The 17983-nt window shown below is 70.7% G+C and carries 9 protein-coding genes; 3 read left to right on the forward strand and 6 right to left on the reverse strand.

The genetic code is table 11. From position 1 onward, the window contains the following. Positions 1-8 precede the first annotated feature (8 nt). Both AB0G74_RS15640 and AB0G74_RS15645 read left to right on the forward strand, forming a co-directional pair. Positions 9-701, forward strand: a complete 693-nt coding sequence (locus AB0G74_RS15640; RefSeq protein WP_361145889.1) for a DUF1707 domain-containing protein — start codon at positions 9-11, stop codon at positions 699-701. A 110-nt stretch (positions 702-811) separates the two neighbouring features. Beyond that, positions 812-2386 carry a DUF445 domain-containing protein gene (locus AB0G74_RS15645; protein WP_361145772.1) on the forward strand — a complete coding sequence of 525 codons (1575 nt, stop codon included), beginning with the start codon at positions 812-814 and terminating at the stop codon, positions 2384-2386. A gap of 71 nt (positions 2387-2457) precedes the next feature. On the opposite strand, the gene AB0G74_RS15650 is transcribed toward AB0G74_RS15645, so the two are convergent. The 6 genes from AB0G74_RS15650 to AB0G74_RS15675 all read right to left on the reverse strand — a co-directional run bounded on the left by AB0G74_RS15650 (position 2458) and on the right by AB0G74_RS15675 (position 15268). Then, complete coding sequence (locus AB0G74_RS15650; RefSeq protein WP_361145774.1) at positions 2458-2775, reverse strand: Ig-like domain-containing protein; 318 nt, start codon at positions 2773-2775, stop codon at positions 2458-2460. Positions 2776-3084: 309 nt separating this feature from the next. Beyond that, complete coding sequence (locus AB0G74_RS15655; RefSeq protein WP_361145776.1) at positions 3085-4929, reverse strand: DUF1998 domain-containing protein; 1845 nt, start codon at positions 4927-4929, stop codon at positions 3085-3087. After that, positions 4926-8150, reverse strand: coding sequence for a helicase-related protein (locus tag AB0G74_RS15660; RefSeq protein WP_361145779.1), 3225 nt, complete (start codon positions 8148-8150; stop codon positions 4926-4928). The genes AB0G74_RS15655 and AB0G74_RS15660 overlap by 4 nt, the downstream gene beginning before the upstream one ends. Next, the gene (locus tag AB0G74_RS15665; RefSeq protein ID WP_361145781.1) at positions 8147-10057 is read right to left on the reverse strand and encodes a UvrD-helicase domain-containing protein; all 1911 of its coding nucleotides are present in this window, start codon (positions 10055-10057) and stop codon (positions 8147-8149) included. The genes AB0G74_RS15660 and AB0G74_RS15665 overlap by 4 nt, the downstream gene beginning before the upstream one ends. Further along, positions 10054-14793 carry a DEAD/DEAH box helicase gene (locus AB0G74_RS15670; RefSeq protein WP_361145784.1) on the reverse strand — a complete coding sequence of 1580 codons (4740 nt, stop codon included), beginning with the start codon at positions 14791-14793 and terminating at the stop codon, positions 10054-10056. Before AB0G74_RS15670 ends, AB0G74_RS15665 begins: the two co-directional genes overlap by 4 nt. Positions 14794-14947: 154 nt before the next feature. After that, positions 14948-15268 (reverse strand): hypothetical protein, encoded by a 321-nt coding sequence (locus AB0G74_RS15675; RefSeq protein ID WP_361145787.1) that lies wholly within the window; start codon positions 15266-15268, stop codon positions 14948-14950. A gap of 553 nt (positions 15269-15821) precedes the next feature. On the opposite strand from AB0G74_RS15675, the gene AB0G74_RS15680 reads away from it, so the two are divergent. Further along, complete coding sequence (locus AB0G74_RS15680) at positions 15822-17954, forward strand: helix-turn-helix transcriptional regulator (protein ID WP_361145790.1); 2133 nt, start codon at positions 15822-15824, stop codon at positions 17952-17954. The last annotated feature ends 29 nt before the right edge of the window (positions 17955-17983 follow it).

Below are 17983 nucleotides of genomic sequence, written 5' to 3' on the forward strand. Positions count from 1 at the left end.
TCCCTGAGATGCGGGCCTCCGACACCGAACGCGAACGGATCGCCGAACGGCTCCGCGATGCGGTGGCCGAGGGCCGGCTCACCATGGAGGAGTTCGAGGAACGCCTCGACGCGACCTACAGGGCCCGCACCCACGGCGAACTGGAACCGCTCGTCAGCGATCTGCCGGTGACCGGCGGCGCCCCGGCGTCCCCGGCCACCGCGCCCACCGGCGCGGCCCAGCGGTGGAGCGACCGGATCGGCGGCGTCGCCACCTCCAAAATGGCGATCGCGCTCTGGGGCGGCTTCGGCCGCAAGGGCCGCTGGACGGTCCCCAGGGCCTTCAACGCCTTCGCCGTGATGGGCGGCGGCGAGCTGGACCTCCGGGAGGCCCACTTCGAGGACCGCGAGGTCGTCATCCGCTGCTGGGCGATCATGGGCGGAATCGACGTCATCGTGCCGCCGGAGCTGAACGTCGAGGTCAACGGCGTCGGCCTGATGGGCGGCTTCGGCGAGGAGGGCGGCGACGAAGGCGCCCCCGACCCCTCGGCCCCCCGCGTCCGGATCCTCGGTCTGGCCCTCATGGGCGGGGTCGGAGTCCGCCGCAAGCGCACCAAGGCCGACCGCCTCCGCCTCAAGGCCGAACGCGACCACCTCCGCCACCAGGGCGGCCACCGCGGCGGCCGGCTCGACAAGGGCGACGACAACCGCCAGCTGGGCTGACCCCCGGCCCCGGGCCCGCGCCCGGCGAGCCACGGGAACTCCGGGTGCGCCCCGGGAGTCCCTGATACAGGGACAATGCGTACGGGGTGCGCGCGGACGGGTGGAGCAGGATGAACAGCACGGACCGGGAGCACCCGGAGGATTCACGGGACGAGACGTCCCCCGGCACGGAGCCCGGCGGTACGGAAGCCCGCGCCGGTACGGGCCAGGGCGCCGGTACCGGCCCGGATACGGGCTCGGGCACCGGCCCCGCTATGGGCGCCGGCCCCGGTACGGACAGCGGCTCGGGTACGGGCTCGGGCGTCGGCCCCGGTACGGGCAGCGGCTCGGGCAAGGCCAGGGTGGCGGGCGGTACGGAGCCCGGTAGGGGCACCGGTACCGGACCGGGCCGGGCGGCGGGCGGCCCCCGCTCGGGCCTGCCCTCCTTCGCGTACACGGAGGCGGACGCCGAGAAACAGCGGGGCGTCCGCCGGATGAAGGCGATGGCCACCGGGCTGCTGCTCTTCGTCGCCCTGGTCTTCGCCCTGGCGACCTGGGCGGAGAACGCGGGCGCGGGCCCCTGGGCGGGCTATGTGGCCGCGGCGGCGGAGGCGGGCATGGTCGGCGCGCTCGCCGACTGGTTCGCGGTGACGGCGCTCTTCCGCCACCCCCTCGGCCTCCCGATCCCGCATACCGCGATCATCCCCAACAAGAAGGACCAGCTCGGCGCGTCGCTGGGCTCCTTCGTCGGCGAGAACTTCCTCTCCGAAGACGTCGTACGGGGCCGACTCCGGGCCCTCGGCATCGGCCGCAGACTGGGCGCCTGGCTCTCCGAACCGGCCAACGCCGACCGGGTCACGGCGGAGCTGTCCACGGCGCTCCGAGGGGCGCTGACGGTCCTTCGGGACTCCGACGTCCAGGCCGTCGTCGGCGAGGCGATCACCCGCAGGGCCGACGCCGTGGAGATCGCCCCCGGCGTCGGCAAAACCCTGGAGAAGGTGGTCACGGACGGCGCCCACCACCGGGCCGTCGACCTGATCTGCGCCCGCGCCCACGACTGGCTGATCGAACATGCCGACATGGTCATGGACACGGTCGAGGGCGGAGCGCCGGGCTGGACCCCGCGGTTCGTGGACCGGAAGATCGGCGACCGGGTCTACCGCGAGCTGCTGCGCTTCGTCACCGAGATGCGGGACGTGCCGGACCACCCGGCGCGCGGCGCGATCGACCGCTTCCTCACCGACTTCGCCTCCGACCTCCAGTCGGACACGGACACCCGGGCCCGGGTGGAGCGGATGAAGTCGGAGCTGCTGGCCCGCTCCGAGGTCCAGGACGTGATCGCGTCCGCGTGGTCCTCGGTCCGCGCGATGATCATCTCCGCCGCCGAGGACGACCGCAGCGAGCTACGGCTCCGGGCCCGGGCGTCCCTGCTCGGCCTGGGCGCCCGGCTGGCCACGGACGCACGCCTCCAGGGCAAGCTGGACGGCTGGATCGAGGACGCGGCGGTCTATGTGGTGACCACGTACCGGGGCGAGATCACATCGCTGATCTCCGAGACGGTGGCGAGCTGGGACGCCGAACACACCTCCCGCAAGATCGAGGCCCATATCGGCCGCGACCTCCAGTTCATCCGGATCAACGGCACGGTGGTCGGCGCGCTGGCGGGCCTGCTGATCCACACGGTCACCCATGCCTTGGGCGGCTGACGGCTGCCCCGCCCGCTCCGAGAACGGCTGCCGGGGGCCGGGCGAGACCGTGCCCCCGTACCGCCGCCCGGCTATCCGGCGGGCGCCACCGTGATCCGCAGCGCGGCACTCGCGGAGATCGGCTCCTTGCCGCCCTTGAAGGTCACCCGGTAGTTGATCACGTCCTGACCCTCGTACTCCGGGTTCGACGTATAGACGATCGCCCCGTCCTTCACCGCCGCCTGCCCGCTCCCGGGCCCGCTCTCGACGGCGATCTCCACCTTCCCGTCCGCATGCGCCTGGACCAGCGTCTTCCCGGTCCCGTCGGCCAGGGTCACGGCGTCGTTCTCCAACACCTTGACCGTCATCTCCTCACCGGTGACGGCCGCCCCGTCGTCATCACGCAGCAACAGACTCCCCTGCCCGGAACCCGTCGGGGACGCCTCGGAGGTCCCCACTCCCGTACTTCCCGGCTCCGAGCTCTCCTTTCCAGCCGTTTCCACTCCACAACCGACCACCGCTCCCAGCACGGCGACAACTCCGGCAGTGGTTAGAGCGATGCGCCCACGCGCATATATCGGCGACATGTGCACCCCAAGACAGACAGAACAGATCCGAGTGGGCTGAGCATGGCGTTCCGGGCGGGGAAACGGGGGGTTGTGGATGCAGATGATGCCGACTCGTGATGAACCCGTGAGAACTGAGGGTCCGTCGGCCGATCAACGGGGCCCGGTCGATGCGAAGAACCCGACGGAAGGGTCCTCGGGCGTTCCGACCAGGAGCGCTCTGTCCAGCAGGCCGTTGTTGTGCTCGCAGCTCGTTTCCGGCAACAGCACGCAGGCATGGCAGGCCGCGAGGTTCACACTGCCTGCCCCGGCCGCCTCGGATTCGATGCACAGGGGGTCGGCGGAGCACCACTCCGCCCGCGCCAGGGCCGAGCGCAGGCTGCGGGCCAGGCGCTCCGGCTCCCCCTGCGCCACGAGCCCTCCCAGGCTCCCCGCGGAGTCGCTGGTCGACGTGTGGATCAGCAGGCCGGCCATGGTTCCGTTCGCGTAGAGGCGTTCCCGGAGCGATGCCGCCGGATAGCCGCCGTCCAGGCTCCATTCGTTGATCAGGACGTGTGCCAGGGTGTGGAGCAGGATCATTCCCGGCTCGGCCGGAGAATCGGGGACTTGCGCGTCGTCCTGGGCGAACTCCCGCATTCGGCGGATGTGATTGGTCCGAATGCGTTCGGCCCGGGCGGTGACCGCGCGGCCGCGTGCCCAGGTGTCGAGGCGCTCGCGATCCAGCCGGAGGAAGACACCCTCGCCCCGAACCTCCATCGCGGGCAGCCAGTCCACCGGAGTCAGGGACAGTGCGGCCTCGTGTACGTCGACATTCGTCTCGGTGTCCTCCACCCGGGTGAACGCCTTGAGCACCCGGACCTCGCGGAGTCGTTTGACCAGCATCGGATCGAGTACGCCGAACGGCCGCAAGGCGGAACCGTCGGAGGTCGACGGTTCGCAGACGAATTCCTCGCCGTGATCCGCGTCGTCCTCGGAATTGCCGGCGACGAGACGCTCGTACTCCTGTCGGCGCAGAACGGTGCCCGGGCTCTCCCGCCTCCTCGACCGTTCCTCGGTGTCCACGGGCTCCTCGGCGGACGCCGCCTTCGCCAGGGCGATCATGGCGTCCACCGAGATTTGAGCCTTGTCACGCGCGCTGATGGCTTGTGCGTGCTTTTCGAACTCTGCTCGGGTCCGGTGCAGCCGCAGTTCGGTCCAGTCGTCGCGGGACAGGCGGCTCGCGGTCCCGCTGCTGTAGGGCGGGATCGACAGGGCCGATCGGAGCACGGGCTGCCACACCAGGGACGAACCGCGTTGCAGGGTACGCGGCACCTCGGGGCACTCCTCCGGGACGGCCCCCTTCAACCAGGGGCGTCGGCCCTCGCAGCGGACACCGAGTTCCATCAGCGACCGACGTCGGAAGGCGCCTTCCAGGGAGACCTCGGGCACGCCGCAGGTGCACGAGACGAGGATCGAGCGCAGGGACGCCGTACGCCCGGTCGTACGGAGCTTCATCTCGCCCCCGCACAGCCCCGAAGCGCCCTCCCGGCGATTTCCGCGATGAGCCCACTTCCAATAGGGGAAGTCGTCGAGATGACCCCGGGCGCAGGCCATGACGAAACGGGAGGGAATCAGGTCCTCCCGGCACTCACCGCATTCATTGCGACCCGGAGGAGAGTTGAAGGAACGTACGTGGCCCAGGGCGTCGCAGCCCTGGCAGGAATGCCACAGAGGGAATCGCCGAACCCGTACCCCGTCCCTGCTGGTCTCGTCGGACGCGGGCGGGAGCCGGAACGACGGCACGCCCAAGGACCGGGCGAGACGGTACTCGTGGATCGCCACCGCCTCGTCCGTGTTCCAGGAGTCCAGACCGGCGACCACGAACGACTCGTTGTCCACGGCCACCAGGGACCCGACTCCGTAGGTCGTGATCATCTGCGAGCGACGCACCGCGCCCCGACGCGGGAACGAGCGCACGGGCGGACCGCCGCGACGGCGGGCCGGCGGGGGAGGGGTCATCGGGCTGCCTCCACGAAGAGGGCGGACTGGGCGTCGACGTCGCGCAGACTCCACAGCGTCGGCCAGGTATTGGAGTCGGAGTCGTCGTAGGAGCCGAGGAGGGAGGGCGTCCGCCTCCCGGGCGGGGCCTCGTAGACCAGACCGCCCCGACTCTCGGCCAGCCCCTCCCAGTGGTCGACGAACTCGTCGAACGCCGCGGCCGTGGCGGCGTACTCGTCCTTGTCCACCCGGGACACGCGATCGAGGAGGAGGGGACGGACCACGGACTCCAGCTCCTCGCGGAACTCGTCGATCCGTCCGGCGCCGGCGTTCGGCCCCGCCGCGGGAATCAGGATGCGGGCCAGCGCCACCACCACGGCGTGCAGGCCCCGGTCGCGCGAGCGCGCCGAGAAGGGCGTCACACTGGTGGCCTCCACCTCGCGGTAGAGGGCGGAGTGGAAGTGGACGAAGTTCTCGTAGTGCGACCGGTCGCGGGAGCGGGCGGAGTTGAGCATGGCCACCACGAGCCCCGGCCGGCTCCGCCCGACGCGACTGGTGGCCTGGATGTACTCCGCGGTGGTCTGGGGCTGACCCATGACGGCCATCAGCCCGAGCCGGTCCACATCGACCCCCACGGAGATCATGTTGGTCGCCAGCAGCACGTCCACCACCTCGGGATGCGGCAGCCCCAGAGAGATCTGCGCCAGCCGACCGGGCACGTCCCCGGCGTCGGCCCGGCTCGTCAGCTCGGTCTGCTCCCGGATCTCCCGCTTCGGCACCCCGTCCCGCTCGGCCAGACGGTCCAGATAGGCCACCACGTCGTCGTGCACCTGCAGTTCGGCGGCCGAGAGGAGCCGCAGACTGTTGAAGTAGCCGACGAGGGACCAGTACGCGTCCCGCACCTCGTCCGGGGCCCCGGACCGCGCGGCGTGGTGCAGCAACTCGGCATAGGTGCGAACCAGCAGGGTCGCCTGGCTCGTGCTCGGGGTGAGCAGCCCCACGTACTGCCGGGTAGCCTTGGTCCCGGGCGGTGCCTCCACTGCGAACCACGAATCCCGGGAGTCGAGCCCGGCGGGGGGGAACTGGGCCACGGAGCGGGCGAAGAGAGCGGTGCCCTGCTCCGAGGCACGACGAATGGTGGCGGTGGACGCGATCACCTTGGGCCGGTCGGCGAGGACGTCGACCGCCGTCTCGTAGAGGCCGGTGAGCGTGCCCAGGGGGCCGGAGATGAGATGCAGCTCGTCCTGGACGATCAACTCCGGGGGAGGCGTGCCGTCGTCACGGTCCCGGTTGAAGAGGGCGGCGGTACGTTCGCGCCACGGCATCGCCGCGAACTTGTCCACCGTGGCGATGACCAGGGTGGGCCGGGCGTCGTAGACGGACTCGTCGACGAGGTGCACCGGCAGCCCCGCGCGGAACGCGCAGTCGTCGTCCGGGCAGCGTACGTGCATGCGTACCGCCGGTTCGTCCACTTCGTACTGGTGGGCGTCCAACGGGGTGCCGCACCAGGGGCAGGCATGGAGTTGCACCGGGTTGTTCTCCCGGAGGGAGCGCGAGCGGCGCAGTTCGGCGATGCTCCGCTCGGCGACGGCCAGGGTGTTCGGCGTCGCCGAGCGACCCACCCACATGCCGATGGAGATCGGCTCGTCGCCCAGCCGCTCGGGGCGCGACCGACGCATCAGCTCCATGGCGCAGATCAGGATCGTCGCGCGTTCGAACTGCTGGAGCGTGAGCAGCCGCAGGGTGTACCGCATCAGTACGGTCACCCCGGCCCCCCGGGCGCCGAGACGGAGCCGACGGAGGAACGCGGTGAAGGCGATCAGACCGAGATACGCCTCGGTCTTGCCGCCTCCGGTGGGGAACCACAGAAGGTCCGCCATCTGCCGGTCCTCGTGCGCGGGATCCACGATGCCCTCGACGCAGAGCAGGACGAACGCGATCTGGAAGGGGCGCCAGCGGCCCGCGGTCGGGTCGGGCGGATCGACCCGCCCCGAACGGGTCCAGTCGGTGCGGGCCCGCTGGTGTGCCATCGCCTCGTTGGCCAGCCGGAAGGCTTCCATGGCCGTCGGATCGTCACGCAGGACACGGATCCCGCCCCGAAGCCGTTCGAGGGCCTTCCGGCACAGCATGACCTGGTTGCGGGCCGTTTCCTCGAGTTCGGTGCCCGCGAATCCGGTGACCTCGTCGGCTCTGCGCCCGATCCACTGCGCGTATCCGTCGGCCAACTCCTCCAGGGCCGCGATCACGTCCTCGACGGGGCGGGTGGCCAGGCCGTGCATGGTCAGGGCGTGGTCGTCGATCTCGGGGTTCGAATCCGTCAACAGCACCTCGTAGCCGGGTACGAACTCCGTCCGCACCTGGCGGACCGCGGCCCGGCCGGGGTGCGGCTCGCCCACCGGCGGCGGGGTCCAGTCCCAGTCCGCCGCGCAACCGTGCCCGGTGGCGAAGGCGGGCGCGTGGCGATGGAGCAGCCGGGCCATCGCCTCCTCGTCGTCCCCGAGCGCGCCGGGGGGCCCGGGACGCTCGACGAAGGCGGCGGCGTCGTCGGGGGCGCGTACCACCAGCCGCGGTTGGTAGAGACAGAAGGCGTCCCGCAGCTCCCGCTCCCCGACGGTTCGGCTGTTGACCAGGGTGACGGTCACGGCCACCGCGCCGTGCCCGCCGTCGCGCCGTCGGACGAGGATCCGCAGCTCCACACCGTCGGCCAGGGTCTCCACCGGGCGCATCCCCGGCGACGTCACGTCGATCGTCACGGTCGGCAGCCGAAGGGGCCGTCTGCTCCAGCGCTCGACCTGCTCGTCGGTACTGCGCGTGCCGGCCCGTCGATGTGCCACCGGTCGCCCCTCCGCGTCCCGGGGTTCGTACACGGCGGCCTCGGTGGTCACCACGACCGTCGTCGAGACATCGGGATCCACGGCGAAGGTGAGACCGACTGCCGAGGGGCGGCGGTCGTTGGCGAGCGACACCCCGGGGTCGGTCCCCGTGTCCTCGGGGTCGTGGAAGCGGCCGACGGGTGCGGTGTCGGCACCGTCGTGCACCGCGGACTCGGCGAGCGCCTCGTGATGTGCCGAATCGTTCTCCGCCTTGGGGAAGAGCACCCCGATCGGGTACGTCGTGATCGGCGGATCGTCCTCCAGGACCTCGTCCTCGGCCCCCGGGCCCAGGAGTCCCCGCCGGAGCCCGGTGACGATCTCGTCCCGTACGGCGTAGTGCGCGGCGTGCCTGCCGCCGGTGTTCGTCATGAGGCCCACATCTCGTCCGACTCGCGCCGCCATCCGTATCTGCCGATGCCCGTCGGCCGGGGCACGAGCCAGACCCCGTGCCTCCCCAGCCCCGCGCGGTTCCCGGAGGCCGTGCTACCCGCGACGGTCTCCGTGGTGTCGACTCTGAATCCGTCGATCTCCTCCGGCCAGGCGACCTCCCGTCCCCTCCCGCCTCCGAGGGACGAATGGAGGGCGCGCCGGAATTCCTCCGACACGACACCGACGGGGACGCCGTCGTGCAGCACGGTGTACGGGGGGCTCTGGTCGGCGGCCATCGGCAGCCGGTGCTGGAGGCGGAGCGTCAGCCCGTCACCGGGGCGGACCGACGAGGCCAGATACTCCTGGACGGCGACGGGATCGGCCTCGAAGCCCTCGGTGCCCGGTGGGTGCTCCCGGGAGACGTCCGACCCGGTCGCCTCGATGCCGAAGTGTCTACCGGGCCGCCGACCCCCCACGTACCAGCGGTCGATCGATCGGTCCCGCCGGAGGTGGAACGTGGTCGGTGCCGGGATCCGGAACAGATCCTCCCGGGGCCGTGTCATGGCGACGTACAGGGCTCGGGCCTCGGCCGCCGGGTCGAGATGGGTGTGTCGTTCGCGCAGCTCCGGGATCGACGCCGGCTCGACGACGATCACCCGGTCGAACTCCAACCCCTTCGCGCGGTGGACCGTCGACACCACCAGGGACGCCGAGTCGTCGACGGTCACGTCGTCGGGGAGACGTCCCTCGACGATCGTCCGCCGGAGGGCACCGAGGTCCAGGGTGCCGCGACGCCCCCCGGCGACGCCCCGCAGCGACTGCCAGATCCGCCCCAGATCGCCTGCCGCGGGCGCGCCGATCCCGGCCGCGGCTTCACGGAAGGCGATCTCGTCGAGTTGTCCGGAGTCGCCGCGCCGCAGCAGCGGGGCGACCCACGGCGGCACCGGGCGGTCCCGCACCGCCCGCTGGAGCCGATGCGCCACCCCCTTTTCGAACAGGCTCTGGGAGAGCGATAGGGCCTGCCGGTTGTCCCGGCACAGCACGGCACAGGTACCGGGATAACCCCGCAGCGAGTCGAGGGTGAAGGGGTCGTCGAGATCGCCGAAGTCGGGACGGGCGAGCAGCCGGGCCCGTAGCTCCCGGTAAAGGGACTCCCCTTCCTCCGCGCCGCGTACCGGATCGGAGGACAGCCGCTCCAGCGCCGGTCCGAGGGAGAGCGCGGTGCGCGCCTCCTCGGTGACGGCTCTGAAGTTCGTCGGCAGGCGCAGCTCCACGAGGTCTTCGCCGTAGGAGGCCCGGAGCCAGTCGAAGAAGTAGTTGGTCTCCGCCGCGCGCGCGTCGGGGTCCGACACCTGGAAGCCGTAGACGGCTTGGGCGGCGTCGCCCACCACCGTGAACCCGCAGACGTCCTGGAAGCGGTCCAGCAACGTCTCCACCAGTTCCCTCCGCACTCCGATCAGGTCCTGGACCTCGTCGATCACCACATGCGCGGGTATCCCGGCCTCGCTCTCCTCGACGGCGCCGTCCTCGACGGCCTCGGCGGCCCGACGGACGCGCTCGTCGAAACCCGGACCACCCCGGGCGGCGTCCGGGGAGATGCTCGTCAACAGACCGAGGGCCCAGGAGTCGAAGGTACGGACCCGTACCCGGCGGGCCCGATCGGAGTGCTCCGCGATCCGGCTCCGCAGCTCCCGGACCGCAGCCCGGGAGAAGCTCAGCACCAGGATCTCGCCCGCCTCCAGGGCGTCCTCGGCGTGGCTCGTCAGGGCTTCGAGTCGGCGTACGAGGGCATGCGTCTTCCCGGCGCCGGCGCCCGCCGTCACCAGAACCCGGGCATCCCACGGCTGGTCCACGACCGCCTGCTGTTCCGGCGTGAGGGCAGGGTTGTCGCTGTAGGCTCGGCTCACCGCGTGCTCCACAAGTGCTCGAAGCGGGTGAAGGCCAGCTCCTTGCCGTAGTTGGTGATGTTGTCGCGGACGTTGAGGATCAGACAGGTGTCCTTGCCACCGTTCCGCGGCCCGCGCAGACCTCGACCGATCATCTGCTGGTAGACATTGGGGCTGTACGTGGGCCTGGCGACCACCACGGCCCGGGTGGCGGGCGCGTCGAACCCCTGGCTGAGCACGCCGTAGTTGGTGAGGACCCGGATACGCCCGCGACGGAAGGCGTCGATCCGGCTGCGGCGATCGGTCGGGGACGTCGTGGCGTCGACCGCCGCCGCCCTCACGGGCACGTCGTTGAGCTTCGCCGCCAGGAACTTGGCATGACTCACCGAGGTGGCGAAGACCAGCACGGACCAGTCGTCCGGCATGCGGGTGATCTCCTCCACGATGCGGTTGTTGCGGTCGTGGTCCTCGGCGAGCCGCTGCTCGGCCGCCTTGGACAGCACGCTCAGCTGCTCCGCGTGCTGCTTCTCGTCGTTCGTCAACTCGATGGTCCCCCCGGCGAGGATCCGGTGCTCGACACGGGCGAGCATGCCCAGGTCCTGGAGTTCCCCGTAGGGGTCGCCCGAGGTGAAGACACCTTCGTCCAGCCGGCGCCCGCCGAACCGCCCGACCAGCCGTCGGGTCTCCTCGACATCGGTGTTGCGGAAGGGCGTGGCCGTCAGACCCAGCAGATGACGGTCCGTGCGGGTGTGCGTGAGACCCAGTTCGCCCAGGATCTCGGTGTACTGGGGCGAGATGGCCGTATGGGCCTCGTCCACCAGGACGAGCGCCGCCGACCGCAGCCAGGCGTACTCGTCCGTGCCCAGACAGTTCCGGAGCTTCGCGTCCGTCGCGACGACGAGATGGGGCCGGTCCCGGACCGGGCCCGCCACATTGGTGGACCAGAGACGGTTCACCGCGAGCGGCTGCTCGGCGCCCACCTTCTCCCAGACGAACTTCCAGCTCTGGACGGCCTGCTCGCACAACTCCTCGGTCTGGGCAATCCACAGGACCGGACCGGGAAGCGTCTCGTTCTGCTTGATCCACCGGATCACGGCCTCGGCGGCGACCCGCGTCTTGCCGGCCCCGGTGGGCAACGCGAGCATGCCGCGCTGGGGAGTCAGCCGGTCCAGCATGGCGAAGACGTTCGCGGCCAACCGCTCCTGGTAGTCGTGCAGCCGGGGGAAGGCCGTCGGCCCCTGGACATCGATCCTCGGCGGCGGCGCGGGCACCCGGGAACCGGCGAAGGCGTCGGGGAAGCCGAGGTCGGCGACGAAGCGAACGGCGGCGGACCCGCCGGTGAACGACGACGGGGCACGACCGGGACAGGCGGCGGTCAGATCCCGCGCGTGGGCCTGGAGAACGCCGTCGCCGTGGGCGTTGTGGGCGAGCTGCGCCAGTCGACGCGGGGACGGTTCGACACCGCCGGAGCGGACCAGCTCGTTGTCCCACAGACCGACGGGAAGACCGGTTCGCAGTGCCTCGGGGCCGAGGAGATGCTCCAACTTCTCGACGACGGAATCGGCCTCCCGCACCCGACGCAGTACCTCCTGGACCTCGAGGTCCTGTTCCTGGCGCTGCTGGGCATCCAGCACGGCTCGACAGCCGGCGGTGCCCAGTCCCCATCGGAGCCCGCGGTCGGCGGCCGCCAGCACCTCGCTCCGGTCCAGCGAGGCGAGAACCAGGACGGCGGTTCCCTGTACGGCGCTCTCCAACGAGGTCGCGGTCGCGCCCCGGGGGGTGCGGACGACCTCCTCCAGCTCGGAGCAGCGCAGTACGGAGTAGTTGTTGACGGTCCCTCCCAACCGTTGAAGCAAGGTGGGGAACTCGTCCCGGAGCGGTGTCGGGTCCCCGACCTGGACGAACCGGATCTCCTTGCTGATGACGTCGGAGACCCGGAGCATGCCCCAGGTGTCGACCATCAGCTCGACGTCCTCGGGGCCGTCCGCCAACAGGGCCGGCAGTTGTTCGGCGCGCAGCGCCCGGTACTCCTCGTCGGAGGCCGCGACCGCGATGTCGCCGTCGTCCCGCGAGCCCCATTCGGCTCCGATCCGGCACCGGGTCCGCACCCCTTCCGGGAAGGGCACCTCGAGCCGGGTCAGCATCACGTACGTCCGGCCGACGAAGACGTCGTCCTCGCTCCGCTGCAGTTGTTCCAGGAGATCGACCCAGCGGTCCTGCGGGACGGCTTCGACGGTCGTCGGCAGGCGGAGCTTGCGGGCCTTCTCCGGGCTGATGTCGGCGACCGGCAGGACGTCGGCGTAGGCGTGCAACTGGGGACCGACGGCCTCGGCGGGCCGCAGCGCCCCCTTGGAGGTGGGCAGTCGGCCGTGGCGTCGCAGCATCCAGTTGACGGGCGAGCGCACGGTGCCGCGGGTGGACGCCTGGACGCCGAACTGACGGCTCCAGTGCTCGACCAGACTCTCGTCGGGCATGGCCCGTACGAAGGCGGCCCGGCCCTCGTCGGAGAGTCGCGGCAGCAGGTGGAGGGGACCGCCGAAGGGTGCCCCCTCCAGGTGGAGCCGGTGCGGCTGGGGCCGTGAGGCGTTGCTCGGAAGAGCCGCGCAGTACTGCTCGTAGATCGTGTCCCGGTACTCCGCGAACCACGCCTCGTCGTCGGGGCGATGCCCGCTCGTGGGCCGGTCGGTCATGCCGAACATCCGCAGTACGGCGAGGTCGTCGGAGTGGAAGTCGACGTCCACCGCGATCGAAGCGTCGCGCGAGCCGTCGGCCGGTACCACGGCGCCCGGGAGGAGGCAGTCCTTCATGACGCGGAAGCGGCCGTCCAGAGCGCGGACGAAGAGGGCACGTCGGGGGTCGGCGACCCTGGCCCCGACCTCTTCCGCCGCGCCGCCGCTCCCGGCACTGCGGAAGAGTTCCCAGAAGCGGGTCCAGTCGGCCGGCGAGTAGTCGGCGAAGCCCTGGTCGAGTACGCCGGCGAAGCGGCCCCGGGCGTCGGCCGTCCGGATGCCGATCGTTTCGAGGTGGCCGGCCAGGGACTCGTCCTCGGAGAGCCGGGCGTCGACGTAGACGTAGTCGTCCTTGAGCCCGTCCCGGACCGCCCGCCGGTAGACCCTTCCCGTCACGGGCGCCACCATCCCGTGGGCCTCGGTGAGGACGATACGGGCGGTACGCGCCTCGTCGGCGAAGACCGACCCCGTCGTGACCATCTCGGCGAGGATGCGGACGGCGACCGCCGATCCCTCCGGGCGTCCGTCGGAGACAAGGGCCTCCAGCCACTCCCGTACGGTCGCCCGGTCGTGTTCCGCGGCCTTGAGGATGTGTTCCACCTTGCCCGACCGGATCTCCTGGGCCTCCACGGAGGGGTGGACCCAGTCCCGAGGACGTCCCGGGTACGCGTGCCACAGCCGCAGCCACTCCGGGGCCAACCGGCCCCGGGTGCCACGATCGGGATGGAGCCGTAGTTCACGGGGGGTCCGCAGGGTGCCGTCCTGGTCCGGGAGGGACGGGAGCAGGGCCGTCAGTCGCCAGATCTGCCGGGTCAGGGCGTAGTCGGCCCAGTTGAGGGTCTCCGACTCCCGCGGACGCCCCGGGAGGAGCGGTAGATACGCGCCGGGGTCCTCCGGCGGAGCCAGTCGAGGCAGGGATTCCACGACGAGACGTGCGGCGATCCGAATGAGCTCCTGGTTGAACGGACTGCCGTCCAGAAGGTTTTGTCTGTCCTCATTCGTCTTCCAGGCGCTGTTGAGTGCCCCTTTGAGCGTCATCGGGTACTTCGTGGGGAAGAACGACCAGAACTCCCCACGGCCTCTTTCGGTGGTCAGCAGCCCTTCGGACGACCTGCCGTAGGCCGGCACCGCCCACGCGATGTCGACGACACCTCGGTCGTGCATCTCGCCCGCTCCCGCGCGGGCCGTCGGCGACGGCGCGTGCGTCGTTCCGAAGACCCGCCACTCGCTCCCGGTCTCCGCCTTCCGGGTCCGCTTCTCGTTGATGTGGTGGGTGTGCCCCTCGTGGCGCACCGTGATCGTCCGGCTCCTGACCGGCATGGCGCGGCGGTCTTCGAGGACGATCGTGCCCACATGGTGGGAGAAGAGCTGGAAGTGGGCCGGGAATTCGCGCCGTTCGTCGTCCCTCCCCTGGAACATGTCCCGCCCCATTTCCTCGGCGGCCCCGTCCAGCAGGGGCAGACGCACCACTGTGCTCGCCCACCGCATCAGCTCGTCGAGTACGGGGTCGAGTTCCCGCTCCCGGTGGGCGTCCAGAGGGCGTGCCATCCGAAGCACCGGGGTCTCCAGGTCGGCGTCGGAGGGCGCCCCCAGGGCTTCGAGGATCCGGGCCCGGGACCATTCGCGATCGAAACCGAAACTGCCCGATCGACTGAAGAACTGCGGGGTGTCCGTGACGCTGAGAACGGACTTGACGCCGACACCGAATCGCCCGATCTGGCCGCCGCGCTTCCTGGAGACGCTCATACGGAGGATGGTCTCGGCACCCTCCGGCGTCACCGAGGTTCCCTCATTGGCGCAGTAGAGATGGGATTCCGTGAGGACGGCGTGCAGTCTGCTCGCCTCCGGGTCGTTTCCGATTTCGTCGGCGGCGTTCTGCACGAGCTCGAAAAGCTGACGGTCGCCGTACCCGCCCTGGGTGATCCGACGTTCGCCGTTGGCGTGTTCCTGGACGAGCCCGGGATCGACGCGATAAGTCTCCAGGACGCGCGCGGACTGGTCGACGACCTTTTTGATGACTTCGGACATCGCTCCGACCTGCGTCGGAACTGTGTGACTCACGAGGCATTCCGTTTCTGTGCTCGTCGACGACGCAGGGGGAAACCGGAGTGCCGGCCGCGCCCGGGGGGCGCGGCCGTTACTCGGGTACGACGATAGCCAAAACGTCCGACATCGTGTCGGACTACGGAAACTCGACCACGATCCGCAAGGTGATCACGACCTTCCGCGGGGCCGGGCCGCGGCGACGCAGCCTCGGACGGCCCGGAGGGGCTACCGGTGCCGGACGACGGCTGCCCTGCCGACGCCGGGTGCGCCGGGGCGCACGGGAGGAGGGTTCACCCGGGGTCGGGCGGTCGGCCGCGGCGATCGCCCGACGGGCCCCGGCGAGGGAGCCGCGCGTATAGCCGCGGATGTCGAGGAATTCCGAACGCTGTTCGGGGTCCTCGAGCGAGTCGTATTCGGCGACGATGCGGCGCATTCGGGCAAGCTCGTCGTCTGCCATGTCGGGATTTCCTTCGGTCGTGGCGGTTCCGTAAATAATATCGGGCGGCGCTTTTCCTGGAAGGGGTACGGAAAGGGATCGGGCGACTGTGTGGACACTTCGGGGCCGGGTGGCGGTTCCTTTTTGACCGTAGCGACATTCGAATGGTGGTCGCAAGTCGTTCTGCCGACCGGTCCGTGCGGCTGGAAGATGGCTTTTGCGTGCAATTGATCGGGCGGGGTGGAACGGCGCGGAGGGCGAAATGAAGGCATGGCTAACAGGCCCTCGGTGACCCTCTTTTTCGGGCTGCGGGTACAGCTGCGAAAAACCCTATGGGGGCGATTCCGGTCTTCGCAAGGGTTTTGCGCCGGGGAATTCCTGCCCCCGGGATGTCTGCGGGCGGCAGGGTGTTCGCCGATTTGGTCATTTAGGACATAAGTGGATACTTGCATCCGGCCGATGTGTCCTGCGGGTGCTCCGAGGTGTGTCAACTGTTGTTATACAGGCGGCCGCTTGTCAAACGGCCTGGTAGGGTTGGGGTATCACGGAACGGACCACAGGACGATCAGGGGGGATGCGGAACGTGGACGGCACGGAGGACTTCGGTCCGTGGCTCGCTCGACAGCTGCGCATGCTCGACTTGAAGCAGGCGGATCTCGCCCAACGGGTCGGAGTGACACGGGCGGCCGTCTCCGCGTGGATCACCGGGCGGGCGACGCCCCGTGAGGAGACCATGCGGGCCATCGCCGAGGCCATAGGGGCCGACATCGCCGTGATGCATTCCCGCACCACCGATGCCGTCAGCGGCGGGCCGGTCCGCTGGTACCACCGTCCCGCGTATCAGGACGGTGGAAGGGACTTCGGCAACGCCGCGGCCTTCGCCTTCGAGGCCGATGTCAAGGTGCTGGCCCGTGAGGCGACTCAGAACAGTCTCGACGAGCAGCTCGACCGCACCCGGCCGGTCCGGGTCCGCTACACCCTGCACGAGTTGACGGGCGAGATGCTGGCCGAGTTCCTGGCCGCCGTCCGCTGGGGCGAGCTGCTGCCCCACTACGAGGCGGCGGCGGCCCAGGACCAGAAGGTCGGACGGGTGGTCGCCGAAGGGCTGAATGAGCTGGCCCGTCGCGATCGACTCCTCCTGCTCCGGGTCGACGACTACAACACGACGGGACTCACGGGCGACGACTACGACGACGGCCGCTTCGCGGCGGTCGTCCGACGACAGCTCGAGAGCCGGAAGTCGGAAGACCCCGGACGGGCCGCGGGAGGCTCCTACGGCCTGGGCAAGGCGACACTGTGGGCCACCAGTCGACTCGGCATGGTCCTCGTCAACTCCACCCTCTCCGAGGCGCACGAGGGACGTACCAGACAGCGGGTCGTCGGCCGGTTGGACCTGCCCTGGAGAAAGGCCGAGGGGAAGCCGTGGGCGGGCCCCGCCTGGTTCGGACAGGCCGACACAGCGCCCGGTAACGAGGGCGTCGCCCGGTCGTGGTGGGCCGACGACGAGACGGTCACCCGTCTGCACCTGACCCGGGAGAACTCCGAACCCGGTACGTCCTTCCTCGTGGTCGGCGCCCACGACGTGGCGGGCACGGTCGACGAACAGGAGGACGGCGAGGACAACGGCGGGGACGAGCAGGCCGTCACGGCGATCCACAAGCGGCTGGTCGACGGGCTCGCCGAGAACTTCTGGGCGGCGATGACCGCCGGTCGGGACCGCGCGCCTCTGTTGGAGGCGTCGGTACGGACGCTGCGCAACGGAAAGGTCCTCGTCGAGGAACAGCGGGTCGACCCCGAGGAGAAACAGCCCGCCAGAACCAGGGCGTTGAGGGCGTTCTTCGACGGTGAGACGGTCGAACGCATCACGGAGGTCGGCCAGGTCGCCCTGGCCCGTGTCCCCCTGAAGGTCCCGGTACCCGGGGGAGGGCGGGAGACCGTCGAGCACCGGGCCGCCCTGCTCGTGACCGCCGCCGAGGACGGCCACGAGCCGCCCAACCGTCTCGTGACCATGCGCGGCGGCCTCATGGTCGTACGCGCCGCCCGCGTACCGGAACTCGGCCTGGGCGCCGATGCGTTCCAGGCCGTCCTCCTGGCCGGTCACGCGGCCGGAACGGACGCCGGCGCGGCCGAGGAGGCCGAGGCGTTCCTACGGGCGTCCGAGCCCCCCGAGCACAACAAGTGGGGGCGCACGGAGGAGCTGCTGTCCGTCTACTCGCGGACCGCGCACCGCCGTATTTCCACCTTCACCACGGCCGCGTACGCCGCGGTGCGGGACCTCACGGGCAGACGCCCCGACCGTACGGCTGCCGGCCCCGGAAGGCTGCGCGACCTACTGGTCCTGGACGACCCGGGGCCCCGGCCCGCGCGCGCGGGCGGCTTTCCCGCGATCAGGGACCTCGACGCCGAGATCGACGCGTCCGGGGCGTGGCGGATCAGGGCCGAGGTCAAACTACCCCGTCGCCGGGACCCGTGGGTGATGGGGCTCGTGGCCAAGTTCGATGTCCGCTCCGGGCCCCGTCCCACGGTCGGTTGGTCGGAGATCGTGGCGGTGGAGAACTGCCGGTTCGTGGACGGCGCGCTGCACTTCGACGCGGGGGCCACGGCCGCCGTGTTCACCGGGATCACGGATACGTCGACCCATCCTGTCCGCGCCGATCTCGCCGGACTGATCGTCGAGCTCCAGAAGGGGAAGGGCACCGCGGAATGAGAATCCTTCCTTACCGGACCCCTGCGGGA

Source organism: Streptomyces sp. NPDC020875 (assembly GCF_040641415.1).
Taxonomy (GTDB): Bacteria; Actinomycetota; Actinomycetes; order Streptomycetales; family Streptomycetaceae; genus Streptomyces.

Coding starts and splice junctions, on each gene's coding strand:
- AB0G74_RS15640 (WP_361145889.1), top strand. CDS start 9: ATGCGGGCCTCCGACACCGAACGCGAACGGATCGCCGAACGGCTCCGC.
- AB0G74_RS15645 (WP_361145772.1), top strand. CDS start 812: ATGAACAGCACGGACCGGGAGCACCCGGAGGATTCACGGGACGAGACG.
- AB0G74_RS15655 (WP_361145776.1), bottom strand. CDS start 4,929: ATGACCCCTCCCCCGCCGGCCCGCCGTCGCGGCGGTCCGCCCGTGCGC.
- AB0G74_RS15660 (WP_361145779.1), bottom strand. CDS start 8,150: ATGACGAACACCGGCGGCAGGCACGCCGCGCACTACGCCGTACGGGAC.
- AB0G74_RS15670 (WP_361145784.1), bottom strand. CDS start 14,793: ATGTCCGAAGTCATCAAAAAGGTCGTCGACCAGTCCGCGCGCGTCCTG.
- AB0G74_RS15675 (WP_361145787.1), bottom strand. CDS start 15,268: ATGGCAGACGACGAGCTTGCCCGAATGCGCCGCATCGTCGCCGAATAC.
- AB0G74_RS15680 (WP_361145790.1), top strand. CDS start 15,822: ATGCGGAACGTGGACGGCACGGAGGACTTCGGTCCGTGGCTCGCTCGA.